The sequence below is a fragment of the Pseudomonas sp. NFACC56-3 genome (assembly GCF_900100025.1).
GTDB classification, from domain to species: domain Bacteria; phylum Pseudomonadota; class Gammaproteobacteria; order Pseudomonadales; family Pseudomonadaceae; genus Aquipseudomonas; species Aquipseudomonas fluorescens_AA.
Map to the genome: position 1 here is coordinate 201,024 of NZ_FMTK01000004.1, position 23,015 is coordinate 224,038.

A 23,015-nucleotide genomic window follows, 5' to 3' on the forward strand; every position below is an offset into this window, starting at 1 on the left:
TGCCAATGCCTTTTGACAATTTATCTCTCTGATAAATAAGGTTTTTTGTTGAGGGTGTCAGCGCTTTTTGTGCAAGTGCGTGCACAGCGGGTACGGGCTCCACTGCATGAATTTGCACCGCTCGGGCGATTGAAAAAGGGCGGGCCGCCACCTTCCGGAAGTCGTCGGCGCAGGTCTTGGCCGACGATGGAACTCAATGCTGGATCGCCGCCACCCACTGAGCGTCCGAAACCACGCTCATGGTCATCATGAAAGTAGAATCACCGACAAATATGCGCATTGCCGTCAACCTGGCCGAGGCGGCCTCGGCTGTCGTCGGTCTGGGCAAGCCTGAGCCAATGTCCCAGGTCGTGCAGTCCAATTCGATGGAAGAGGTCGGCATGACCTTCAGCCATCATGTGGAGCGCAACACCAAGGCGTTGAACCAGCGTCGCATCCGTAATGCCCGCAGCGAGGTGGGGCAGGCGCGGGTCGAGACTCGCGCGCAGTTGGAGGAGTGGTACGACCAACTCGGTCACCCGGGCAAGCAGAGCCTGGCTGCCATGGCCGCCCAGGCCGGTGTGTTGCTCTACGGCGAGCCGGTGCTCGAAGAAGTGTTGCAATCCACGGGTGGTGATCCGGCTCGTACCGACCTGATCCTGCGCGAAGCGTTGCGCGACGCCGAGGTGCAGGGCCGTCTCGTCGAGGCCAAGCGTGCCCGCGACTACCTGCAACGGCTGCGTGAACGGTACGGGGCAGAGATCCAGGCGGGCATGAACATCGCCGAGGCCCTGCGTGCTTCGGGAGGCGACCCCGAGTTGCGTCAGGCGGTACGGCGGCTCTATTACGACACCGTGGTGCTCAAGCAGTCGCTGCCGACCATGATGCAAGCGTTGCTCGGCCTGTTCGGTGAAACGGCGTTCGTGTCGGGGCTGGACATGATGCGCCGGGCCTTGGCGGATGACATCGCCGCGCAGACCCCATCGAGGCCGACCGCCAAGCTGCGTACGTTGCTGATTGGCCTGTCCACTTCGACTCAGTTGAGCAGTGTCCTGCAAAGTTGCCGACAGCTCCTGGAGCAACTGGCCGGCCGTTGCCCGTCCGGCCAGCTCACCGCCGTACTGCTGCTGCAGCGCATGCTGGGCATCGCCACCGGCGGCTTGTCGTCGGCGGAAGTGCGCCGCCTCGGGCGTGAGCTGGGCGGCGACCAGGAGCGGGACCAACTGGTTTCGCTGAACGGGTTGTACGCAATGCTCAAGCGTTTGCCACTGGTGCTCTGGCGCGATGGCAAGAGCCGGCAGACCGCGCTGAAGAATTTGCTGGTGCTGCTCGATGAGCGTTCACGCGGCGAGACTCGCGGGCAGACCGCCCCCGCGCTGCCGGGAGCACGCTCATGATCGCGTTGTTGAACAAAATCGCCAGCGGGGCGGTGCAGCGCATCGAGGTGGCCGGGGCGTTCGTGGTGCTGGGCATTGTCTTCATGCTGATCCTGCCGCTGCCCACCGCGGTAGTCGATGCGCTGATCGCGTTGAACATCTGCATTTCCTGCCTGCTGATCGTACTGTCGCTGTACCTGCCCCGGCCGTTGGCGTTTTCCTCGTTCCCGGCCGTGTTGCTGCTGACCACCCTGTTCAGGCTGGCCTTGTCGGTGGCGACCACCCGCCTGATCCTGCTCCAGGGCGACGCCGGTCACATCGTCGAGGCATTTGGCAATTTCGTGGTCGGTGGCAACCTTGCGGTCGGGCTGGTCATCTTCCTGATTCTGACGGTCGTCAACTTCCTGGTGATCACCAAGGGTTCCGAGCGTGTCGCCGAAGTGGCGGCGCGCTTCACCCTGGATGCGTTGCCCGGCAAGCAGATGTCCATTGACAGTGACCTGCGCGCCAACCTGATCGATGTCAACGAAGCCCGTCGCCGCCGAGAGGAACTGAACAAGGAAAGCCAGCTGTTCGGTGCGATGGATGGGGCGATGAAATTCGTCAAGGGCGATGCCATCGCCGGCCTGGTGATTGTCGTGATCAACCTCATCGGTGGTTTCTCGGTGGGCATGATGCAGCACGACATGGGCGCCTCCGAATCGATGCACCTGTATTCCGTGCTGACCATCGGCGACGGCTTGATCGCGCAAATTCCTGCACTGCTGATTTCCCTCACCGCCGGCATGATCATTACCCGGGTATCGCCAGAGGGGCAGTCGGCGGGGAGCAGTGTCGGCAAGGAAATCGCCAGGCAATTGACCGCCGAGCCCAAGGCCTGGGTGATCGCGTCCGTCGGGATGCTCGGCTTTGCCGCGTTGCCCGGCATGCCAACGACGGTGTTCATCGTCATTGCCCTGATCACCGGGACCGCCGGCATCGTTCAGTTGCAGGCGCGGGCACGCCAGGCTCGCCAGGGCGACGCGTCGGCCAAGGTTGTTTCCCCCGAGCAGAACGGTGCTGAAGACGTGCGCAGCTTCGACCCGACCCGTGCCTACCTTTTGCAGTTTTCCAAGGCGCTGGAGGGCAACCCCGCGGTCGAAGAGGTCGTCCAGGCGATCCGCAGGAAGCGTAACGGGCTGGTGGCGGGCTTTGGCCTGACCCTGCCGCCCTTCGAGATCGAATACAGCGCGGTGCTGGAGGACGACGAGTTTCGTTTCTGCGTGCACGAAGTGCCGATGTTGCGGGCCACGTTCGGAGAGCGTGTCGCCGTGGCCCGCGGACCGCTGCCCTTCGAACCCCAGGATGCACAGATCGGCAGCGAAGTGCGCGACGAGTACCAGTGGCTGTGGCTGCTACCCGACGATCCGCTGTTGGCGGACGAACGTGTAGAGGCCGTGTCTGCGGCTGAACTGCTGGTGGAACGGATGAGCCGCGCCATGTTCGCCACCGGCCCGCAGTTCCTCGGATTGCAGGAAAGCAAATCGATCCTCAGTTGGCTCGAGGCGGGCCAGCCGGAGTTGGTGCAGGAGCTGCAGAGAACCATGCCGTTGGCGCGATTCGCCGCGGTGCTGCAGCGCCTGGCCGGTGAAGGCGTGCCGCTGCGGGCGGTTCGCCTGATCGCCGAATCCTTGATCGAACATGGGCAACACGAGCGTGACGTCGGTGCGTTGACCGACTATGCGCGCATCGCCCTGAAGGCGCAGATCTATCACCAGTACCGCGACGAAGAAGGCTTGCACGTCTGGCTGCTGACGCCGGAGACCGAGGGCCTGTTGCGCGACGCGCTGCGCCAGACCCAGACAGAAACTTTCTTTGCCTTGGAGAGCGTGCACACCCGGGCGTTGGTGCTGCAGTTGCGCGAAGGTTTCCCGTTGCGCGCCAAGCGTGTCGCCGTGCTGTTGGTGGCCCAAGACCTGAGGGCACCGCTGCGCGACCTGTTGCGCGACGAATTCAATCACGTGCCAGTGCTTGCCTACAGCGAGCTGCACAGCAATGCCCAAGTGAACGTGCTGGGACGTTTCGATCTGGAGCAGGAGCACTTGCAGGTGGAGAACGCCGCCTGACGCAGCGGTGTGCTCACTTGAAGAATGCCAGGTGCATTCACGGGCCTGGTCGTGACAGAAGGCGGGTGCCTCGGTGGCCCCGCATTAACGGGTTGAGGGCGCACACCTGTCGCCCCTTGAGGAATCGGCCATGTTCGAGCTGCGTGTATTGAGTGGTCTGCACCGAGGTGCGGCATTGCCGCTGGTGGGTGAGGAGTGGGTCGTCGGGGCGGCGGAGGAAGCCGATCTGGCGCTTTACGATCCGGGCATCTGCGCGCGTCACGTACGTCTGAGCCAGTTGCACGGGCAATGGACGCTGGATCCGCTGGAAGGCGCAGTGTGCGACGGCCAAGGCCAACCCTGGGCGGCGCTTGAGCCGTTACTGGCCAACATGCCTTTCGCCGTGGCCGGTATCTGGTTGTGCCTGGCGCCCGCCGAACAACCCTGGCCGCCGGAGACGGCGCAGGACGACGAGGTGGCTGCGGGCCGGGGCAGCGCCAGGTCTGCGGCGCGGCCGTCCTGGCCCAGGCGCCTGGCGATCGCGGCGGCGGTGATCACTGTCGCCTCCAGCGCCTGGGCCTTTACCAGCCAACCGACCGAGACCCTGCGCAGCCCGGCCCAGCCGCCGGCAGGCAGCAAGGTGGCCCTGGACGATGTCGAGGCGGTGCGCCTGGAGCTTGCGCGCATGTTGCAGGAGCGTGACCTGGCCGCCAGCGTGCAGGTGGAGCTGCGCAACGATCGGCTGGTGCTGGTGGGCGAACTGCCGCGCCAGCGCCTGGCGATGGTCGAGCGCCTGATCGAGCGCTTCAACGCTCGCTACGAGGCGCCGGTCGTGATCACGGCCGAGGTCAAGGAGCGCCTGACCCAGCTGCCGTTCCAGATCGCCCAGATCGTGGGCGGCAAGCGCGGTCACGTCGTCACCTCCAATGGACGTCGGTTGTTTCTCGGTGACCAGATCGACGGCCTGCGCCTGACCGCCATCGATAACAATAAGGTCACTTTCGAAGGCGACCAGCGCTACGAGGTCACCTGGTGATGACGCAGGCGGCCATCGCGCGACTGGAGGCCTGGGAAGCCGGGCAACGGGCCCGCCTGCGCCGGTTCGCGCCGGTCACGGTACGCGGGCGGGTACAGCGGGTCAGCGGCATTCTGTTGCAATGCCGGCTGCCCGCGGCGCAGATCGGCGACCTGTGCCGGGTCGAGCGCGATGGGCGCGAGCCGTTGCTCGCCGAGATCGTCGGTTTCGACCAGCACGATGCCTTGCTCAGCGCGCTGGGCGGCCTGGAAGGTGTCCGGGTCGGGGCCGCGGTGGAACCGTTGGGCATGCCCCATCGAGTGTGCGTGGGTCCGCAATTGCTCGGCCAGGTGCTGGACGGCTTCGGTCGGCCGCTGATCGACGGCGGTGCCGGGGCGTTCGCCGGTTCCCAGGTGCCGGACGCGTCGGTGGTGATTGGCGAGGCCCCCGCGCCGACCGAGCGGCCGCGCATCCAGCGCCTCCTGACGACGGGCGTGCGAGCCCTCGACGGCCCGCTGGCGCTCGGTGAAGGCCAGCGCGTGGGGTTGTTCGCCGGTGCCGGTTGCGGCAAGACCACGCTGCTGGCGGAGATTGCCCGGAACGTCGATTGCGATGTCATCGTGTTCGGCCTGATCGGCGAGCGCGGACGTGAGTTGCGCGAATTCCTCGACCATGAACTCGACGATGAGCTGCGTGCCCGTGCAGTCCTGGTGTGCGCCACCTCCGACCGCTCCAGCATGGAACGCGCCCGTGCGGCATTCACGGCGACGGCCCTGGCGGAGGGTTTTCGCGGCCAGGGGCAACGCGTCCTGCTGCTGATCGATTCGCTGACCCGCTTTGCCCGGGCCCAGCGTGAAATCGGCCTGGCCGCCGGCGAGCCATTGGGGCGCGGCGGCCTGCCCCCGTCGGTCTACAGCCTGTTGCCGCGCCTGGTCGAGCGCGCCGGGTTGACCCACGACGGCGCCATCACAGCGCTGTATACGGTGCTGATCGAGCAGGACTCCATGAACGATCCGGTGGCGGACGAAGTGCGTTCGTTGCTCGACGGCCACATCGTACTGTCGCGAAAACTGGCGGAGCGCGGTCACTACCCGGCCATCGATGTCCTGGCCAGCCTGTCGCGGACCCTGGCCAATGTGGCCGACGTCGAACACCTGCGGGCGGGTATCAATTTGCGGCGGTTGTTGTCGGCCTATGACCAGATCGAGCTGATGCTGCGCCTGGGGGAATACCAGGCCGGTGCCGATCCCTTGACCGACCTGGCGGTGGAGTCCCGCGGTGCCTTGGACGCTTTCCTGCGCCAGGACCTGCGCGCGCCGGAGCCGTTGCCGTCCACGCTCGCCCATTTGCAACAGTTGACCGCTTATGTCCCGGGCTGACCTGGACGCCCTGGCGCCCGTACGCCGGCATCGTGAGACGCAGGCCGAACGGCAGTGGCGCCAGCAACGCGACCTGCTGCGCGAGCGGGAAGCGGCGGTGGTCGCCGCGCGGGCGCAATGGCAGGCGGCCCGCGAGCAGCAAGCGCAGCAGCGTGAGGGGTTGTGCCAGGAGCACCGCGGTCGTGCGATCAGCGTAGGCGAATTGAATGCCTGGAGTGTGCAGGAGCGACGCCTGATCGGCGAGCTGGCCGAGCAAGCGCGGGCGGTGCAGGTGCTGCATGACGAACAGCTGCAGCAGGAGCAGGAAACAGCGGCTGCCGAGCAGCGCTTACGGGGTCGTCGTCGCGACCTGGAGAAACTCAAGGCGCTGATGGAGCGCCTGGACCAGGAGCTCGGCGATGAATGAGCGCACCGTACGCCATGAGTCGCCGCCGCGTTACGAACCCTCGACGCCGCTCCCTCGGCACCCGCTGCGTTCTCACGAGCCAGCGCCGGTTCAGGCAAGCCGGGCAGTGCGGCCTGCGCCGTGGGAACCAGCGCGCCGAACCGAGCGCGACCCTGACGTGATGGCCGGGGGCGGCGATGGCTACTGGTTTCGCCAGTGGGTCGATGGGCCACACGACAGCACCCAGGACGACACCGCCGGCACCGGTTCGCTGTCATGCCTGGCGAGCCTGGGAGGCAGCGATGAGGAAGCGTTCGTCGACCAGCTCACGCCGCGCTTGCAGGCCACCCTCGACCAGCAATTGGACCTGCTGCTGCACCTTCCACACCTGGGACGTATCCGGGTCTGTGCACAGCGGTCGAGGGGCGCCTGCGGTTGGGACATCGGCCTGAGTAGCGAGGACGCCAGGACGCAGGCGCGCTTGTCCAGCCGTACCGGTCGCCTCGAAGACGCATTGACCCAGGGCTTGGGCCAGCCGGTAACCGTGCGCGTGACGCGCGAAAAGGAGGACACCTGACATGACCGTACTTGCTTTGTCGTTGCCCCACGTCAGCGCCGCGGACGCCGCTGCCCGGCGGATGCTGGGGGCGGGCGTCGGCTTGCCCTTCGAGGTGGCGGGCGAGGTGGGACGGCTGCAGTTGACCCTGGGCAACGGTCCTGCCGACGGCACCCCTTGTGCGCTGGAATGCGCCCATGGGGTTTTCAGCCTGAGCGAAGCCGGCCCGGTGCTCAGCCTGTTGGGTGAGTGCCCGGTGGTGTTGCCAGCCGAGCCCGGCGCGGACGATGAGTGGTTCTGGGCGCTGTTCCACCAGGCGTTGAGCGAGCCCGTGCGTGCCGCGTTTGGTTTTCTCAAGCCAAGCCTGGCACCGGGTGGCCGGGGCATTGCCTGTCGGCTCGACGTGCAGTTGGGGGCGGCGTGTGTCGTCAGCCACCTGGAAATGGCCGGGGCAACCTTGCTGGGGCTCTTGCGTGCCGCGCCCTGGCAACGGCGAACGGCCTCCTGGGACGAGGACTTGGCGCTTCGTATCCCGCTGCCGGTGGGGCATCTGGCCCTTGGAGCCGGGCAGTTGGCGGCACTGCGCCCCGGCGACGTCTTGGTGCCGGAAACCCCATTGTTCGATTCCGTCGGCCATGGGCGCATTGCCCTGGGCCGGCATTGTTTACAGGTGCGAGTGCACAGCCATGCCGCGCCGTTGCGCCTGACCGTACTCACCCTTGAGGAGACTGTTATGAGCACCACCACCGACACCGATCTGCTGACACCCGAGTGGGACGATACCGCCCGTTACGAGCCTGACATCCAGGAGCAGCAGCCCGAGGCGGCCAGCCAGGCGATTTTCGAGCCGGTCGAGGCTGAACCCGAGGCGGGGCCGTTGGCGATGCAGGCCGCCGGGCGCTTCGAGGACCTGCCGTTGGCGCTCACGGTCCGCTGCGGTCACTTGAGCCTGACATTGGGCGAGCTGCGCAACCTGGCCCCCGGTGCCGTGTTGGACGTGCAAGGTGTGGCCCCGGGCGCGGGCACGCTGTTCCATGGCGAGCGTCCCTTGGCCCATGGCGAGCTGGTCGAGGTCGATGGTCGCCTGGGCCTGCAGATCGCCCGCGTGGATGTGGCTGGATGAGCTTCCAGGGGGTCGACCCCTTTCTGCTGGCGCTGTTCATCGGGGGGATCTCGCTGGTGCCGCTGCTGCTGATCATCTGCAGCGCCTTCCTCAAGATAGCCATCGTGCTGACGATCACCCGCAATGCCATCGGTGTGCAGCAAGTGCCGCCGAACATGGCGCTGTACGCCATTGCCTTGGCCGCGACGCTGTTCATCATGGCGCCGGTCGGCCATAACGTCGCCGAAGCACTGCACGAACGGCCGCTGGATTTCAGCAGTACCGAAGCGTTGCAAGACTCCGCCCTGAACGCGATAAAGCCGCTGCAGGCCTTCATGTCGCGCAACACCAACCCGGACATCCTTACGCACCTGCTCGAGAACACCCAGCGGATGTGGCCCAAGGAGCGCGCCGAGCAGGCCAGTCGCGATGACCTGATGTTGCTCATCCCGGCGTTCATGTTGTCGGAGCTCGAAGCCGGCTTCCAGATGGGATTTCTGATCTACATCCCGTTCATCGTCATCGACCTGATCGTGTCCAACCTGCTGCTGGCGCTCGGCATGCAGATGGTTGCGCCCATGACCATTTCATTGCCGCTCAAGCTGCTGGTTTTCGTCCTCGCGCAGGGCTGGACGCAGTTGCTCGACAGCCTCTTCTACTCCTACCTCTGAGGGCCCGCGATGGACGCGATGACGTTGTTCAAGGAGGGCATGGTGCTCGTGGTCCTGCTTTCCGCGCCGCCATTGATCGTGGCGGTGATCGTCGGCGTGTTGACCTCGCTGGTGCAGGCACTGATGCAGATCCAGGACCAGACCCTGCCTTTCGGCATCAAGCTGGTGGCGGTCGGGCTGACCTTGCTGGTCACCGGGCGTTGGGTCGGCGCAGAGTTGCTGGGGTTGCTGCGCCGGGCATTCGAAATGATGGCCAACACCTGATGACGGCCTCGGCGTTCGTGCCCTATTACGACCTGCTGCTGTCGGTAGCGCTTGGCATGGCGCGGATCTATCCGGTTGCCTACCTGGTCCCGGTGTTCTGCTTCCAGCATCTGCGTGGCCTGCCGCGCCATGCCATTGTGTTCGCCTTGAGCCTGCTGCCGGCGCCCGGGATACGCCAGGCGCTGATCGACGCCAGGGTCGACTGGCTCATGTTGGGCGGGTTGATGTTCAAGGAGCTGGTGCTGGGCTTTTTGCTCGGGGTGTTGCTGGCGATGCCGTTCTGGTTGTACGAGTCGGTAGGCGCCTTGCTGGACAACCAGCGCGGTGCGCTTATCGGCGGCCAGTTGAACCCGGCGCTCGGCACCGACACCACGCCCCTGGGGCACCTGTTCAAGGAGATGCTCATCTTGCTGCTGGTCGCCACCCTGGGCATCGGCACCTTGACCCAGGTGATCTGGGACAGCTACCTGGTGTGGTCGCCCACGGTCTGGTTTCCCCTGCCCGGAGCGGATGGCTTCGGCGTGTTCCTCGGGCTGCTCGCCGAGATGTTCATGCACACGATCCTGTACGCGGCGCCGTTCATTGGCTTGCTGTTGCTGGTGGAGTTCAGCCTGGCGCTGCTCAGCCTGTACAGCCCGCAGTTGCAGGTGTTTGTCCTGGCGATGCCGGCCAAGAGCCTGGTCGGCCTGGGCTTCCTGCTGTTCTACCTGCCCACCTTGTGGGATGCCATGACCGGTCGTCTCGGTCGCTATTCGGAAATCCGGCACCTGCTCCATGTGCTGTTCCAGGCGCCCTGAAGGAGACGTCGCCCATGAGTGAAGACAGTGGCGAAAAGACCAAAAGCGCGACGCCGAAGAAGCTTCGCGACGCGCGCAAAAAAGGCCAGGTCGGCCAGAGCCAGGACCTGAGCAGCCTGCTGGTGCTCGCTGCGATCACCGAAGTGGCCTTGGTGCTGGCTGACGACAGCATGCAGGCGTTGCAAACGATGGTGGCGTTCCCGCTGCACCGGCTGCGCGTTGGCTTTGTCCGGGCGTTCGAGGAAACCCTGGCCCATGCCGGTGGCGTGCTGCTCAGTTTCACCTTGATGACTGTGGGGCTGGCGATCGCCACGCGGCTGGTGGCCGGCTGGATACAGTTCGGCTTTCTGTTTTCCCCCGAGGCCCTCCAGCCTGACCCGCACCGCCTGAACCCGATGAACCAGGCCAAGCAAATGTTCTCCGGCCAGACGTTGATCAACCTGTTCATGGGGCTGGTGAAAGCGTTGTTCATCGCGATGGTGCTTTACCTGGTGACCATGCCCGCGCTCGGGACGCTGATCAGCCTGGTCAACAGCGACCTGCAGACCTACTGGCGGGGGCTGGCCAGCCTGTTCCGGCACATCATGCATGTTTGCCTGGGGGTGTTGCTGGTGCTGGCGATCATCGACTTCGGCTTGCAGAAGTATTTCTTCGCCAAGCGCCTGCGCATGAGCGAGGAGGAGGTGCGTAAAGAGTTCAAGGAAATGGAAGGCGACCCCGACGTCAAGTCGCATCGCCGTAGCCTGGCCCGGCAATTGGTCAACCAGTCCGCCGACAAGGAAGCCAAGCCGGTGGAGGACGCTGACATGCTGGTGGTCAATCCAACCCACTTTGCCGTCGCGTTGCTGTATCGGCCCGAGGAAACCCCGCTGCCGAGGCTCATCGTCAAGGGGGTCGATGCCGAAGCCCGTGCGTTGATCGAGCGCGCCAAGGCTGCCCGGGTGCCGGTGATCCAGTGCATCTGGCTGGCGCGCACGATCTACCGGGAAGACGTCGGTGGTTATATCCCTCGCGAGACCCTCCAGGCGGTGGCGCACATCTATCGGGTCTTGCGCGAACTGGACGACGAGGCCAAGGCCGAGGTGATCGAGATTCCGGAATTGAACCTGCGCTGAGACGTTCGATGGAACCGATGCGGGTGACGTGCCACTCAGGGAGTGAGCCTGATTCGTCCGGGCCTCCCTCGGCTTGCCGAGAGAGCCCATGACGCGCAAGCCGAATCGCGGTGAACCCATTGGAGGATCTTCCCATGCCGAATGACCCCAGTCCGGTCAGGGCCACAGGCGCCCTGCACGGCATCGACAGCTTTCAGCCCAACTCACCTTCGCTGAGCCAGCAGCCCCATGAGGCGCAACAGCGTCGCGGAGCCCAGAGCCTGTATGGACGAGGACGCTCGTCCTCGGTGTCCCCCAGCTTGCATCAGCAGCGTGGCCGCACCCGGACCCGGGAGGCAGACCGCACGATGCCGACGCCAGACACGTTGCCGACGGGCGAGACGAACACCAACCCGTCTTCAGGGCCGGCTTCTACGCCTTCGTTCATGTCCGACATGGAGGCGCGTCAACGCCAGCTGATGGAAAGCCAGTACCAGATGCAGATGGGCATGGAGGAGCGCCAGGCGACCATGCTGCAGATCAAGAGCGCAGCCGATATGACCAAGCTGATGAGCGACACGGTGACGGAGATCACCAAGGGCTTCATGGACAGCGCCAGGAAAGTCATGCAGGAAGGTGGCGAAGCGATGAAGCTTCGCTGATACCCCAGGATGTGTTCATGGGCTCCGTCAGGCTTGTCTGGCGGGCCCATGGCCTGTTCAACCCAGCCGCGAGCGGTTCATGTTGAGGGAGGCCGGACGTGGGCCGCCGGGTGTGGCCAGGTCCAGGACCCGTGTACGCACATCGCTGGCCTGGGCGACGAAGCCCACGACCCAGTGACAGAACCCTTTCTCGTCGAGCATCGCCAGTGAGCAATGGGCACACAGGCGAACACAGGCCTTATCGTCCAGGGCCAGCCAACTGCCGCCGAGCAGGTCCAGGCGAAAGTTGAGCTCCAGCAGGCGCTTGTGCAGGCTCGGTGCGTGGGCGGGCACTTCGATCGCGCAATGGAGAATGGCAATGTCGCTGTGATCGGGCAGCTCGATGACTACCGCTTCGCGGTTGTGCCTGTCATACAGCGCGCAGACGCCGTCCTCCAGGTGCAAGTCCGCATGTAGATGGTCCGCGAGGGCTGAGATCAAGCGCTGGGCGAGCGGTGCGGCGGTCATGGGAAACCTCGTTCAATACGTGGGTGGGCGGTCGTCGAGGTCTTCCAGGCCCAGCAACGACAACTGCCGGGACTGGATTTCATCGAGCAGCTGAGGGGTGATTGGCGCCTCCGGCAATGCATGCCACACCACGAGTGCGCGCTGTGGATCAAGAAACACGAACAGTTGCGCGTAGTCGATGGGGTGGGCGAAGCGCCGTTCGAGCGCGCGCTGGATCTGGTTCGCGCCCAGCGCCTGGCTGTGTATTTGCAACGCAATCCCTACGCTGTGGGGCTCGCGCCGTAAGCCGAACTCGATGCCGGGGGCGATCTCCCAATACGTCGCGACGCCAGCGATGATGTTCCTTTGGAAGTCCTGGCGAGTGTTTGCGCTGTGCACCGTGAAAGACATGCCGTTTCAGTTCTCCAGTGGAACGACCGTGTGGTCGAGTGGGTGTTCGGGCGTGCCGAGGCCGCCACGCATGTCGGGCGACCACCAGATCACCAGGCGGGCGTTGTCGGGCTCAATGCGGTCACAGGCTTCGCCCTGGCAGCCTGAACGGCTCGCACAGCCGGCGAAGACCGGCAGGCCGAGCAATAAAACCAGCAGCAATGGCGTGCGACTCATGGCGCGATCCTCGCTTGGGTTTGCAGGAGAGAGGGCCGTCCGCCGCCAGGCGTGCGGGTGGGCTGATTCATGACCACGAACACTTCCGTTTCTTCGCCGGGTTCCAGCCAGACCTTGGGCCAGGCGGACGCCGCCAGGGTCCAGCGACTGCCGCAGCTTGCCTCGTCGAAGCGCAGGCGCCGCGAACCCTCGTTGCGTACCACGCCCACGGCGATTCCGTAGTCGGGGCCGGCGAACCATTGGGCCCGTGTCGCGTCCAGCGCCAGGCCGGGTTGCAGTGCGCAGAGGGTTTCAGGCGAGTAGGGAATCGACCCGGCCTGCTTGAATGTGGCTGGAATATGGCCATCGGCGAGCTGGGCGAGCACATCGCTGACCTCGATGCGACCGACGGGACGCTTGCCGTTGCGGCGTTCTTCCACGCGAGCCATGGCGCTGTCGACCTGGGCGCGGTCCAGGGCGGAGATGTAGCGTGCCGGGTCGACCTGGTCCCCGATCAGCCGTGGCGTGAGGATGAATACCCGCTCCCGGCGATTGGTCTCGCGGGTGGTCGAAGAGAACAGCAGCGGGCCGATCAGCGGGATGCGGCCCAACCAAGGCACCCGCTCGACGTTGTCGCCGGTTTCTTCCGTGTGGAACCCGCCGACGACCAGCGACCGGCTTTCGCCCATCACGGCCTGGGTACTGACCACCCCCCGGCGCACGCTGGGTGTCTGCTGGCCGACTTCGGAGGGTTCGATGCGTCCGTCTTCGATGTCCAGGGACATCTGGATCTGACTGTGGCCCCCGGTCTCGATGGCGTGAGGCACCACCTGCAGGCTGGTCCCGGCGGTGATCGGCTCGATGTTGGCCACCCGTTCACCGATGGCAGAGAGGTATTCGGTGCGGCTGAAGTCAATCACCGCGGGTTGGTTTTCCAGGGTCAGTACCGAGGGGTTCGCCACCACCGTGGCCAGGCCTCGTCCCTCCAGGGCCCGTAGCTGCGCGGAAAAATCGCCATAGTCCTGGATGAACACGGTCGAGCTGGCACCGGGCCGAAGCATCGAGGCACCACCAATGAGGTCGCCGCTCTCGACGTTCCAGTTGGCGGCCAGTTCGGCCAGTTGGGTACGGTCGATGTCGAGAATGATTGCGTCGATCTCCACCAGCTTGCGCGGCACGTCCACATCGCGAATCAGTGGTGCGTAGATTTCCCGCCGCTTGGGCGCGTCGTAGATGAGCACCGCATTGTTGCGCACGTCCGCCTCGACACGGATCTTGCCGCGACCACCGCCGCCGCTGTCGCCGGGCTTGATGCGGGTCGTGTTCGGGCGGCCCATGCCGTTGAAGGTCAATTGTTCGAGATTGCCCATGGCCATGGCTTGGTTGGTCTGCATGTTCTGGAACGACGCTTGAGGAATGGCTGTCTGCGTGCCTCCCGAGGTGGAGCTGCGGGTTTCCAGCAGGCCGCGCAGGATACTGGCGACCCCGGGGATGACCAGCGTTTCACCCCGGTACTTGATATTCCGGTCGGCGGCGGTGGCGTAGCGCAGTGGGAAGTTGATGACTTCCTGTTTCTCCTCGGGCGTCTTGCGTGCCCTGGCGAACTGCGTCACCAGGCGTACGTAGCGTTCCGGTCCGGAGATCAGGACCACGCCCTCGTCGGGCAATTCACCCCAGCCGAAACGCGGGTCCAGCAGGCCGATGTCGGTCAGTGCCTGTTTCATGTCCGGTGCGGCGTCGGCGGAGACTTCCAGGCGCCTGGAGCTCTGGTTCTGCAACGGGCTGACGTAGAGGGTGTTGCCATACACGAACCATTGGAAACGATTTTCCAACCCGAGCCTGTCGAGAAACGCCTGGGGACTTTCGGCACGCATGCGGCCCTCGACATTGCCTTGCACGGTGCCGTCGATCACCAGTTGCACGCCGAAGGTGTTGGCGAAGTCTCCGAGCACTTTGGCCAGCGGCGTAGCCTGGGCGTCATAGGCATACGGGGTGTTCTTCCAATCGGTGGGCACGGCCGCCCCGGCCGGCATGCCCAGGCCGAGCGTGCCGGCGAGCGCCAGCGCGATCAGCGAAGGTTTCACCCAGCGGATTGCGATCAACGGCTGGAGACATGACGTGTCTCCGGTCAGCAAGCGGTACGGCATGAGCCACTTGTTAGGCATGTCGAATTCCTGTTCCGAGGAAGTGAAGAGGCGAAGGCCGTCGCATCACCGGCGCCGGAGCGGTACGTCGGTTTCCGTGGAGGATGGATTGCCAGGTGTCGCGCTGGTTGAGCAGTGCTTCGAGCGTTTCGATCAGGTCGTCGATGTGACAGTCCGCTGCCAGCTGTGCCAGCAGCCATAGGCGGCTGTCCTGGGGCGAACGGCCCAACGCCCCCGGGAAGCGGGAGAGGCTTGGGTGCGCCAGCCGCAGAATGTCTTGCAGGGATGCCTCACTGGTTGCCGAGGCAGGCAGTTCGACCGAGACCAGCAGACTGTCTTCGAGCTTGCCGAAGGCGACTTCGCCGTCGTCGATGAGCAGGACGAAGTGTTCCGGCTCGTCGACGTTGGCGCGCCAGCGCATGAGCTGTGTCCGCAGCTCATGGCATTGCATCGATGATTGCCTTGGCGAGGTTGTGGTGGGCAGTGGTTTGTTGAGTGGCCGCGTTCACCGCCACCGACATGCCGTTCATGCTGGTGAGGAAGGTGTGCATGTCGTCGAGCGACTGGCTTTCGGCCGCGTTCATCGCTGCGTTGTTGACGTTGTCGGAGGCACGTTGGAAATAGGTGTCGAGGCGGCGTTGGATGGCATCGATGGAAGACATGGACGGTTCCTCTGGGCTGGGGCGTATTCACTGGGTGAGTGGTGGTTACGCCGGCAGCGGTTCCGCGAAGAAACGTGAAAAAGTGAGCTCGGTCACGGCCGCGGTTCGACCACCCGCAGTGCTTCGATCGCGCTGGTCCAGTCGAGCAGGAAGGTGCCGCCAGGTGTTTCCAGCTGCAACTGCTGGCGCGCCATGCTGGCGTCTGCCACCGGCGTCCACGGGCAACCGTCACGGTCGCCGAGGCTGTGGACAAGGTGCGCCAAGTCGTCGGGATGACAGCGAAGGGGAGCGCTGACCGGGTCGTGCTGGCGACGGGCAAGCTGGCGGACGAGTGCCTCGATACGTGCCGGCTCCGGGACCTCGTCCAGCAGTACGCCCAGGGCTTCGTTGACCAGTTGCGCGGCACTCGTCTCGATCCGTTCCCACATGGCCTGGCGCTGGGCTTCCCACGCGGCGAGTACGGCTTCGGCGCTGTTCAGGAATTGAGCCTGAGCGTTGCGCACCACCGCGTCGGCGTCTTCACCGGCGCGTTCGAGCAACTGCGTGGCCTGTGCCTGGGCTTGTTCGAGGACGACTTGCGCCCGGGCGCAGTCGATCAGGGTTTCGCGGGCAATGTAAGGCTGCAGCAAGCCTTGGCCGTCGGGGCGCAGTTCAAGCGAACGCCGAGCGAGCATCGTGTATCTCCGGGTCGGTGGGGGGAGGGGCGGCCAGGCTTTGCTCGGCTTTCCAGCATGCGGATTGCCACAGCGTGTCGAGCTTGGCGGCCGGCGGTTGTGGCACGGGCAGGCCTTCGAGGGCGATGATCCGGTCGCGGGGAAACGCCAGGCGCGCTCGTTGCCAGGCCAACGTTCCCAGCCAGGTGCGCAGTAACACGAGCGGGTCGTGGCCCTGTTCGAGCCAGTGCCCGGGGCGCAATGCTTTGGCGGTGCGTTCGCACCAGGCGCGATCCTGGGGCGACAAGGCCTGGGTAGCCGTCAATGGCGAACAGGTGATCGCCACCAATTCACAGGCCAGCGCCAAGGTCTGCGGTGCGCCGCTAAGCAGCGATTGCAGCACCGGATTAGGCCGGGGTGGTGGGCAAGGGGTGATGCCGAAACTCAGTGCAAGCGCCGCGTGATGGCCCCGGGCGAGGGCATCGAGGCGTGATGCTGGCAGTCGGTCGAGTCCTGGCGGATACCACTCACGGTCTGCTGCGCGCCAGGCATGATTCCACCAGCGGACCCATTCGAGCGCCTCGCTCATGCGACGGTTCCACGGTTATCTGGCCTGGCTGCGGGTTTCTTCACCGCGAACAATGGAGGCGCTGTGCCGCCTGGCTGCGGGCCGGGTGCTTCGCTCGGCTTGGCGAGTTTCTGGGCCAGGAAACCTGGCAGCGACAACGCGCCTTTGTGCCATAGCCTGTAAAGGCCATACAAGGCGCCGAGCACAATGCCCAGCAAGCTGATGCCCGCCACCACGGTCACCGTTCGCCAATAGCTGACTTCGTCGGCCTGTATGAGGAACGGTCCGAAATGGGCCATCTTGCGCCGTTCCTGATACGGCGCGGTAGGCACGAACACCACCGATAACTTGCTGGGGTTCTGGGCCGCGTCGGCCATGCCGGGAATTCCGCTGGCGATCAGGTTGCGCACCCGCGGCGTGATGCTGTCGGGATCCAGCGCGCCGGTGTGCTTGATGAATACCGAGGCCGAGGCGGGTTGAACCGGCTCGCCGGGCGCGACCCGTTCCGGCAGGACCACATGGACACGGGCGAGCACCACCCCGTCGATCTGGGAAAGCGTCGACTCCAGCTCCTGGGACAGCGCATAGATATAACGGGCACGCTCTTCCAGCGGCGTGGAAATCACCCCTTCCTTGCGGAAAATATCCCCCAGGCTGGAGCGGGAGCGACGCGGCAGGCCTGCGGCTTCGAGCACATGGACGGCGCTGTTCATGTCGGCAGCGCCGACCAGTACGGTCAGCCCATCCTTGTCGAACTGCTTACTCGCCTCGATGTTCTTGTCCGCCAGCTCAGCGATGACCTCGTTGGCGTCCTGCTCGGAAAGGCGGCTATGCAGGGCCGCTCGTTCATCACAGCCGGTGAGCAGCAGGCACAGCAGCAACGTGGGGAGTGCGCGGATGGACATGGCCGACCTGCCTTTTACTGGAGATTAGTGAGCTTCTCGATCGCCTGGGAGCCTTTGCTGACCATTTTCGCGGTCATCAGGCTTTCCAGGTGGAAGGACGACAAGGAGCGGTTCGACTGCAACATGTCCTGCGGGTCGGCGGTACGGATGGCCTTGAGCATGTCGCGGTTGGCGCGCTCATCCAGGCGCTGCAATTCGCCGGAGCGGCTCGACAGCGAGTCGATGATGCGCGCGGCGACGTTGTTTTCGCTGTCGGGGGCGGCGGGTTTTTCGCGCATTTGCGCATTGAACCAGCTGACATCGCTGGTCTCGGCATGTGCCTGTGGTTTCGTCGGACCTTTCCCGGAAGAGGAGGCGAGGCTGGCGGCGTCGACGGCTTTGATTTCCATGGGTTCTCTCCAGTTTTCAAAGACCCTTTCAAAGGGCGGTTGCCTTCAGGCACACATCAGCCTCAAGACATTGCGAGCGCTATCGGTGACGCTCAGGTGAAATTCGATGTCTTCCCGGCTGCGTTTTGCCCGGTGCCGCATCGATGTGCGTTGGCCCGCGAGGCGGGCCAGGGCGAAGTCCAACTGCTCCAGGGCCAGTTGGAACAGCCGTGTTTCGCGGGCGTCCAGCGGTGTGCCGCGGGCGATGCGCCCGGTCCATGTCCAAGGCTCTCCGGCGAACGTGGCAGGTGGGGGATATCGCACGGGGTGCTGGTCCATGAAGCCGGCGATTTCGAGCAGCAGGTCCTGATCGTCCTGCGCATAACGTGCCTGGTCTTCATCGTCGTCGATATCCAGCAGCGTCAACAGTTTCCTGCGACCCAGCACCGCCAGGAGCTTGAGTAACAGCAACAGGCGCGCGTCACGCCGCCCCTGCAGCCCGGCGCCTTCCGTCTCCCAGGCACCGAACAGGGCGCCGCAGAAGGGATTGTTCGCGTTGCCGAAATCGCTCTGGCTGTCGATATCGTTATCGCCGATGGGCTGCCGGCGATGGGCGAACATCTGCGCCAGGTCGCGAAACAGGTCCTCATCGCTATACGCGTCGTCGCTGTCCATTTCGAGATTCGAGCCGGTACCGCCGTTGATTTCTTCCAGGATGTCTGTGAGCACCAGGTTCAAGGGGCTCTCCACCTCTGCCGCCAAGCCTCCCTGGGGACTTTGCCAACCGAATCGGGACTGCCCGCCCGCCGAGCCGTGCTCATTGCCCCATTGGGCGAGCGCCTCGCGTAACCGGCTGTTGGCCGGATGAAGCGCCAGGTGCTCGACGACCGCGTCTGCCAGGCCTTGCGTGGCCGGGGCAGGGCGCGGCGGTGATTCGTCGCGGGACAGTTCCCTGGAGGAACGAAGGGGGTTGAGCAAGTCGATGTGCATGGGGCTTATCTCATCGCGCTTGAGGTGACCCCGCCGCAGCGGGGCTTGAAGCAAGTGGTCAGTAATGGATGTTCTTCGACGCCTCCCCCATGGCGGTGATAGCTTTGGTTGCGCTGTCCATCGATCCTGCGGCGATCGCATTCATGGTGTCGGCGACCAGTTTCTGTTGGTCGAATTGGGATTTCAGGGTTGTCATCGCGGCCGCGGTCTGGTCCATCTGCTGCATGGCAGCCATGGACGCCGCTAGAGAAGCTCCACCAAAAGCCATAATCGTATCTCCTGATTGTGGAAGGGCGAGACGATTTCGAGCGCCTCAATGATTAGGTGGCGGCGCAGGCCTGAACGGTTCCACGCCGGCTTCCTAGTTCATCGATATTTGCAGGCACTTCATCCGGTAGTAGAGCGTGCGCCGGGCGATGCCCAATTCGGCGATGACCTTGTCGACGCGATGGTGGTGACGGCGCATGCAGTCTTCGATGAGGACTTTCTCGAACTGCTGCAGATGGTCCTTGAGGGTGAGTGTCGAGCTGCTGTGCTCCGATTGTTCGGCGCGGGGCAGCGGTGGCAGGCCTAGCACGTAGCGCTTGGCGGCCGATTGCAGCTCGCGGATGTTCCCGGGCCAGGCGTAGCCAAGCAGGCGGCACAGCAGTTCGGGGGAGGGTGGAATGTAGGGACGGTCGAGCGCCTTGGCTTCCCGGTGCACCAGTGACTGGAACAGCGGCACGATGCGCTCCCTCCTGCTGCGCAGGGGCGGCAGCTTGAGGCTGACGATGTTCAGTCGGAAGTAGAGGTCCCGGCGAAATTCGCCACGCTCGACCATTTCCGCCAGCGGGCATTGGGCCGAGGCGATCACTCGCATGTTCACCGGGATGTTCTGGGTCGAGCCCAGCCGCTGGACCGTCCTGGACTCCAGGACACGCAACAGTTTGGCTTGCAGCGACAGCGGCATGCTGTCGATCTCGTCCAGGTACAGCGTCCCGTTATGGGCGGCCTCGACGAAGCCCGCTCGACTTTGGCTGACGCCGGTGAACGCACCGGTGTTGGCGCCGAAGAGCTGGCTCTCGGCCAGGCTCTCGGGAATGGCGGCGCAATTGATGGCAACGAACCTGCCGGAGCGGCCGGACATCCGGTGGATTTTCTCTGCCAGCGTGTCCTTGCCGGTACCGGTTTCGCCGCGCAACAGCACATCGACCATCAGCGGGGCGACACTCTGGGCAAACGCCTCCAGGTTCAGAGCATCCTCTTTGGTGGAGTTGGAAAGTGCAGCGCAAAGCATCTTTTGCATCACTGACGATTCCATCTTGTTGGATTAGGAGGTCGACAAGTTGAAAGATGAAAAGGTATGAAAAACTTCCGCGCGCCGACGCGCCTGGATCGGAAATCAACGTTCTGCTGTCACGAGGGTTTAGAGAGAAAATTAAAAAAAAGTTCATGTTGCCGGGGCGTTTGTTAATCGATTCAGCCAGACAGTCGGCAAGCGCTCATCGGCCTGCGTAGCCCGTCTGGTACGGGGGTGCGGGGCAAAACGCGTCAGCACGAGGAAGGTATGGGGGAATTGGATCCGACAAACGGTTCAGCCCCTGTCCATTCTTCGAGCAAGGACTCTGGAGGCGAGCATATGCTCTCACTTTCGGGCGATCCCCAAGAGGCACTAAACAATACGAAACGTAGTGAGTCTTATCAGTTTGAAGTTGACCACGGACAATAACAGCCGACTGCCAATGTGTGGGTTGCGGTGACTTCACGACCGACACTCAAGGCCTCGAGAATCGGTTCGATGAAGCTGTTGCTCGAATTACAGCTCAGTCCTTCGCTATAAGGACCGAAGTACGCCAGTTTGCCGCTGCGGTCCCAGATCCCCACGGCCGGGCTGGCGGGAATCTGCTCCGAGCCGGGGAGTGCCGCGAGGGGTTTGAGGCGGTTCAGCGTGGCGGGCAGTTGGCCCTGGCTGGCGATTTTTTGTACCGCATAGAACTCGACGCCTTGCGGTACATATTTTTCGACCAGTTCGGCCAGGTGTTGCTGATTGCCGACGTTGCAGGGGCACGCCGGGTCCCAGAAATGCACCAGGCGGATCGCGCCAGGGCCGGCCAGCTCGGCGGGCAGATGCAGAGGATCGCCGGAAAACACCGCCGTGTGTTGACTGAAGGTCCGCAGGAAACGGCCCTGGAACCAGTCGTAGGCCACCCACAAGACGACGGCGCATCCGAGGGCAAGCAGGCTGGCAAGCAAGGTCGTGCGGTGGGACGGGCGCATGGAGTCGATCCTCTGAGGCCGCGTAGCTTGCCATGCTTGCCGCGACAGATGAATATCGCAGGCCTGTAAAGTCTGTTTCGCGCGATGCGCCCATGCCTGGAAACCTTGATGCCTGCCACTTTCGATGCCGATCTCCTGCGTGCCGGCCTGCAACCGCTGGCCCAGTGGCAAGCCCTGTCCGAGCAAGCCCAGGCTTACCAGCGGTTCTACGGGCTGGATTTTCCCCAGCGCAATATGCGCAAAGGGTTGGGGCGTTTCGAGGTGGGCGGGTATGAGCTGGTCAGCCAGGTCTGGTGGCCGGACAAAGCCGTGGCGACGATGTTTGTGTTCCACGGTTACTACGATCACATGGGGTTGTACCGGTACTTGATCGAGTGGGCCCTGGAGCAGAAGTTCGCGGTGATCGCCTGCGACCTGCCGGGCCATGGCCTGTCCAGCGGCGAACGCGCCAGCATCGAGGATTTCGCCGAGTACCAGGCCACCTTGCAGGGGCTGTTGGCCGAGGCCGCGACGCTGGACCTGCCGCACCCCTGGCACCTGTGCGGGCAAAGCACTGGCGGGGCGATCGTGGTCGATCATGTGCTCAACCACGGCGCACAGAGTCCGGCCCAGGGCCAGGTCATCCTGCTGTCACCCCTGGTGCGGCCACGGGCCTGGGGTTGGTCGCGCCTGAGTTATTACTTGCTCAAGCCGTTCGTGACCGGTATCGCCCGGCGTTTCAGCGAGAACTCCACCGACCCGCAGTTCCTGCCATTCCTGCAAGCCGACCCGCTGCAACCGCTGCGCCTGCCCACCGCGTGGGTGGGCGCGCTGGCGCAGTGGATCAAGCGTATCGAAGCCGCCCCCAGCAGCCCGCGCCAGCCGTTGATCGTGCAGGGGCAGGCGGACATGACGGTGGACTGGGTGCACAACCTGCAAGTGCTGCGTGGGAAGTTCGACCGGCCGCAGGTGTTGATGTTGCCTGAAGGGCGGCATCATCTGGCCAATGAGGCCTTGGCGTTGCGGCAGGAGATGTTCGGGTTTCTGACCAAGCGGATGAGCCGGGGTCGGCGGTGATCGGGCTATTGCTATCGCGAGCAAGCTCGCTCCCACATTGGACCTTTGGTGCTCGCGAAACTTGAGTTCACTCAAGCCCCTTGTGGGAGCGAGCTCGCGATAGCGGTCTGAACTATTGCCCGAGCGTCTGCCCCACCGCCAACCCCGCCCGAATCGCCGCCAAAGCCGCTTGGTAATAAGCTTGGCCCTCGGCCGATTCGGCGAAGGTGGCGAACTCTTCCAGCTCGGTATCCGTCAGGTCACGGTAGACGTACAGCAACGTGTTGTTCAGGTCCGCGCCGATCTGTTCCATCAGTCGCTGGCGCTGGCCGTTGAGCATGCCTTGGGCCTGGCCAGCCCCCAGCAGGCCGGGGATCATCGAACTCAGGCTGTCGGCCGCCACGCCGGCGATCGCCAGGCTGACTTCGGCGCCGGCTTCGCGGGCGGGCAGGGCCTGGGCCAGGTGGCCGATGATCAACAGGCGGTTGTCGCTGGCTTGCATCTTCGGCAGGCCCTTGGCGTTTTTCGCCAATTGATCGCGCCGGGTCGCCAGCAACTCGGCCGCCACGACCTTGCGACCCAGGGGCGTCTGGAAAAAGGCCAGGGCCGGGTTCGGGTCTCGAAGCTTGCTGCGTAATTGCGCCTCGGCCCGCTGGTCCATGGCCTGGGGGGCGAAACGTTGATTGCTGTTGTTGACCAGTGCCTGGAACACCGCCGGCGGCAGGCTGCTCTGATAGCGCTGCTGGGCGGCGCTCAAGGCATCATTGAAATGCGCCCGCTGTTCCGGCCAGCCGGCGACCTTGTACAACTGGTCGTAGCTGTCTGCCCAGGCGGGCAACACGCAGAACATCAACAGTGAGAAAAGCAAACGGCGCATAGGGACTCCTGTCAGCAGCCGACTATTCTCCGTGGGGTGTGGGGTCTTGTCGAGAATTCGTATCAAGTTCGTACGGTGGTGCTATCCGACGCAGCGAAGCC

Annotated in this window: 27 protein-coding genes and 1 pseudogene; 13 read left to right on the top strand and 15 right to left on the bottom strand. The window is 64.4% G+C overall.

Going from position 1 to position 23,015, the window contains the following annotated elements; genetic code table 11:
• The first annotated feature begins 248 nt into the window (after positions 1-248).
• From sctW to BLO80_RS29875, 12 genes are all read left to right on the top strand, one after another.
• Positions 249-1,376, top strand: coding sequence for a type III secretion system gatekeeper subunit SctW (gene sctW, locus BLO80_RS08305; RefSeq protein WP_092329808.1), 1,128 nt, complete (start codon positions 249-251; stop codon positions 1,374-1,376).
• Positions 1,373-3,460, top strand: a complete 2,088-nt coding sequence (sctV, locus tag BLO80_RS08310; RefSeq protein ID WP_092329561.1) for a type III secretion system export apparatus subunit SctV — start codon at positions 1,373-1,375, stop codon at positions 3,458-3,460. Before sctW ends, sctV begins: the two co-directional genes overlap by 4 nt.
• A gap of 130 nt (positions 3,461-3,590) precedes the next feature.
• On the top strand, positions 3,591-4,475 hold the full coding sequence (locus BLO80_RS08315; RefSeq protein ID WP_092329564.1) for an FHA domain-containing protein: 885 nt from the start codon (positions 3,591-3,593) through the stop codon (positions 4,473-4,475).
• Entirely contained in the window at positions 4,475-5,833 is a 1,359-nt protein-coding gene (locus BLO80_RS08320) for a FliI/YscN family ATPase (protein WP_092329566.1), read from the top strand. The genes BLO80_RS08315 and BLO80_RS08320 overlap by 1 nt, the downstream gene beginning before the upstream one ends.
• Positions 5,820-6,239 (top strand): type III secretion protein, encoded by a 420-nt coding sequence (locus tag BLO80_RS08325; protein WP_092329569.1) that lies wholly within the window; start codon positions 5,820-5,822, stop codon positions 6,237-6,239. The genes BLO80_RS08320 and BLO80_RS08325 overlap by 14 nt, the downstream gene beginning before the upstream one ends.
• Positions 6,232-6,795, top strand: coding sequence for a type III secretion protein (locus BLO80_RS08330; RefSeq protein ID WP_256574157.1), 564 nt, complete (start codon positions 6,232-6,234; stop codon positions 6,793-6,795). Before BLO80_RS08325 ends, BLO80_RS08330 begins: the two co-directional genes overlap by 8 nt.
• A 1-nt stretch (position 6,796) precedes the next feature.
• Positions 6,797-7,897, top strand: a complete 1,101-nt coding sequence (gene sctQ, locus BLO80_RS08335; RefSeq protein ID WP_092329571.1) for a type III secretion system cytoplasmic ring protein SctQ — start codon at positions 6,797-6,799, stop codon at positions 7,895-7,897.
• Positions 7,894-8,547, top strand: coding sequence for a type III secretion system export apparatus subunit SctR (gene sctR, locus BLO80_RS08340; RefSeq protein WP_092329574.1), 654 nt, complete (start codon positions 7,894-7,896; stop codon positions 8,545-8,547). The genes sctQ and sctR overlap by 4 nt, the downstream gene beginning before the upstream one ends.
• A 9-nt stretch (positions 8,548-8,556) precedes the next feature.
• Positions 8,557-8,811 carry a type III secretion system export apparatus subunit SctS gene (gene sctS, locus BLO80_RS08345; RefSeq protein WP_092329577.1) on the top strand — a complete coding sequence of 85 codons (255 nt, stop codon included), beginning with the start codon at positions 8,557-8,559 and terminating at the stop codon, positions 8,809-8,811.
• Positions 8,811-9,608, top strand: a complete 798-nt coding sequence (gene sctT, locus BLO80_RS08350) for a type III secretion system export apparatus subunit SctT (protein WP_092329579.1) — start codon at positions 8,811-8,813, stop codon at positions 9,606-9,608. Before sctS ends, sctT begins: the two co-directional genes overlap by 1 nt.
• 14 nt (positions 9,609-9,622) lie before the next feature.
• A complete protein-coding gene (gene sctU, locus BLO80_RS08355) occupies positions 9,623-10,723 on the top strand; it encodes a type III secretion system export apparatus subunit SctU (protein ID WP_092329582.1) in 1,101 nt (366 codons plus the stop codon).
• A 134-nt stretch (positions 10,724-10,857) separates the two neighbouring features.
• On the top strand, positions 10,858-11,364 hold the full coding sequence (locus tag BLO80_RS29875; protein ID WP_175459464.1) for a type III effector: 507 nt from the start codon (positions 10,858-10,860) through the stop codon (positions 11,362-11,364).
• Positions 11,365-11,421: 57 nt separating this feature from the next.
• Here BLO80_RS29875 and BLO80_RS08365 read toward each other — a convergent pair whose 3' ends face one another.
• The 14 genes and pseudogenes from BLO80_RS08365 to BLO80_RS08430 all read right to left on the bottom strand — a co-directional run bounded on the left by BLO80_RS08365 (position 11,422) and on the right by BLO80_RS08430 (position 21,002).
• On the bottom strand, positions 11,422-11,871 hold the full coding sequence (locus tag BLO80_RS08365) for a type III secretion system chaperone (RefSeq protein ID WP_092329585.1): 450 nt from the start codon (positions 11,869-11,871) through the stop codon (positions 11,422-11,424).
• A 12-nt stretch (positions 11,872-11,883) separates the two neighbouring features.
• Complete coding sequence (locus BLO80_RS08370) at positions 11,884-12,261, bottom strand: transcriptional regulator (RefSeq protein ID WP_092329587.1); 378 nt, start codon at positions 12,259-12,261, stop codon at positions 11,884-11,886.
• 6 nt (positions 12,262-12,267) lie between these two features.
• The gene (hrpT, locus tag BLO80_RS08375; RefSeq protein WP_092329590.1) at positions 12,268-12,477 is read right to left on the bottom strand and encodes an HrpT family type III secretion system protein; all 210 of its coding nucleotides are present in this window, start codon (positions 12,475-12,477) and stop codon (positions 12,268-12,270) included.
• Positions 12,474-14,621 (bottom strand): type III secretion system outer membrane ring subunit SctC, encoded by a 2,148-nt coding sequence (gene sctC / locus BLO80_RS08380; protein ID WP_092329592.1) that lies wholly within the window; start codon positions 14,619-14,621, stop codon positions 12,474-12,476. The genes hrpT and sctC overlap by 4 nt, the downstream gene beginning before the upstream one ends.
• Positions 14,614-15,021, bottom strand: a complete 408-nt coding sequence (locus tag BLO80_RS08385; RefSeq protein ID WP_175459465.1) for a type III secretion system chaperone family protein — start codon at positions 15,019-15,021, stop codon at positions 14,614-14,616. Before BLO80_RS08385 ends, sctC begins: the two co-directional genes overlap by 8 nt.
• Before the next feature lie 16 nt (positions 15,022-15,037).
• Positions 15,038-15,262 (bottom strand): type III secretion protein, encoded by a 225-nt coding sequence (locus tag BLO80_RS08390; protein WP_092329597.1) that lies wholly within the window; start codon positions 15,260-15,262, stop codon positions 15,038-15,040.
• A gap of 92 nt (positions 15,263-15,354) precedes the next feature.
• On the bottom strand, positions 15,355-15,936 hold the full coding sequence (gene sctL, locus BLO80_RS08395) for a type III secretion system stator protein SctL (RefSeq protein WP_092329600.1): 582 nt from the start codon (positions 15,934-15,936) through the stop codon (positions 15,355-15,357).
• The gene (locus BLO80_RS08400) at positions 15,914-16,504 is read right to left on the bottom strand and encodes a type III secretion protein (protein ID WP_092329603.1); all 591 of its coding nucleotides are present in this window, start codon (positions 16,502-16,504) and stop codon (positions 15,914-15,916) included. The genes sctL and BLO80_RS08400 overlap by 23 nt, the downstream gene beginning before the upstream one ends.
• Complete coding sequence (gene sctJ, locus BLO80_RS08405; RefSeq protein WP_092329606.1) at positions 16,501-17,388, bottom strand: type III secretion system inner membrane ring lipoprotein SctJ; 888 nt, start codon at positions 17,386-17,388, stop codon at positions 16,501-16,503. Before sctJ ends, BLO80_RS08400 begins: the two co-directional genes overlap by 4 nt.
• Positions 17,389-17,402: 14 nt before the next feature.
• Entirely contained in the window at positions 17,403-17,777 is a 375-nt protein-coding gene (gene sctI / locus BLO80_RS08410; RefSeq protein ID WP_092329609.1) for a type III secretion system inner rod subunit SctI, read from the bottom strand.
• Between the two features lie 45 nt (positions 17,778-17,822).
• A complete protein-coding gene (locus BLO80_RS08415; RefSeq protein ID WP_139196935.1) occupies positions 17,823-18,746 on the bottom strand; it encodes a type III secretion protein in 924 nt (307 codons plus the stop codon).
• Between the two features lie 58 nt (positions 18,747-18,804).
• Positions 18,805-19,020: pseudogene (locus tag BLO80_RS08420) on the bottom strand (hypothetical protein); the annotation flags it as partial.
• Between the two features lie 87 nt (positions 19,021-19,107).
• Entirely contained in the window at positions 19,108-20,031 is a 924-nt protein-coding gene (locus tag BLO80_RS08425; protein ID WP_092329615.1) for a sigma 54-interacting transcriptional regulator, read from the bottom strand.
• Positions 20,032-20,426: 395 nt separating this feature from the next.
• Complete coding sequence (locus BLO80_RS08430; RefSeq protein WP_092329618.1) at positions 20,427-21,002, bottom strand: DUF6436 domain-containing protein; 576 nt, start codon at positions 21,000-21,002, stop codon at positions 20,427-20,429.
• Between the two features lie 108 nt (positions 21,003-21,110).
• Here BLO80_RS08430 and BLO80_RS08435 point away from each other — a divergent pair, with 108 nt between their 5' ends.
• On the top strand, positions 21,111-22,058 hold the full coding sequence (locus BLO80_RS08435; RefSeq protein WP_092329621.1) for a phospholipase BipL: 948 nt from the start codon (positions 21,111-21,113) through the stop codon (positions 22,056-22,058).
• 112 nt (positions 22,059-22,170) lie between these two features.
• On the opposite strand, the gene BLO80_RS08440 is transcribed toward BLO80_RS08435, so the two are convergent.
• Positions 22,171-22,914: a DUF2059 domain-containing protein gene (locus tag BLO80_RS08440; protein ID WP_092329624.1), complete on the bottom strand. Its 744-nt coding sequence runs from the start codon at positions 22,912-22,914 to the stop codon at positions 22,171-22,173.
• Between the last annotated feature and the right edge of the window lie 101 nt (positions 22,915-23,015).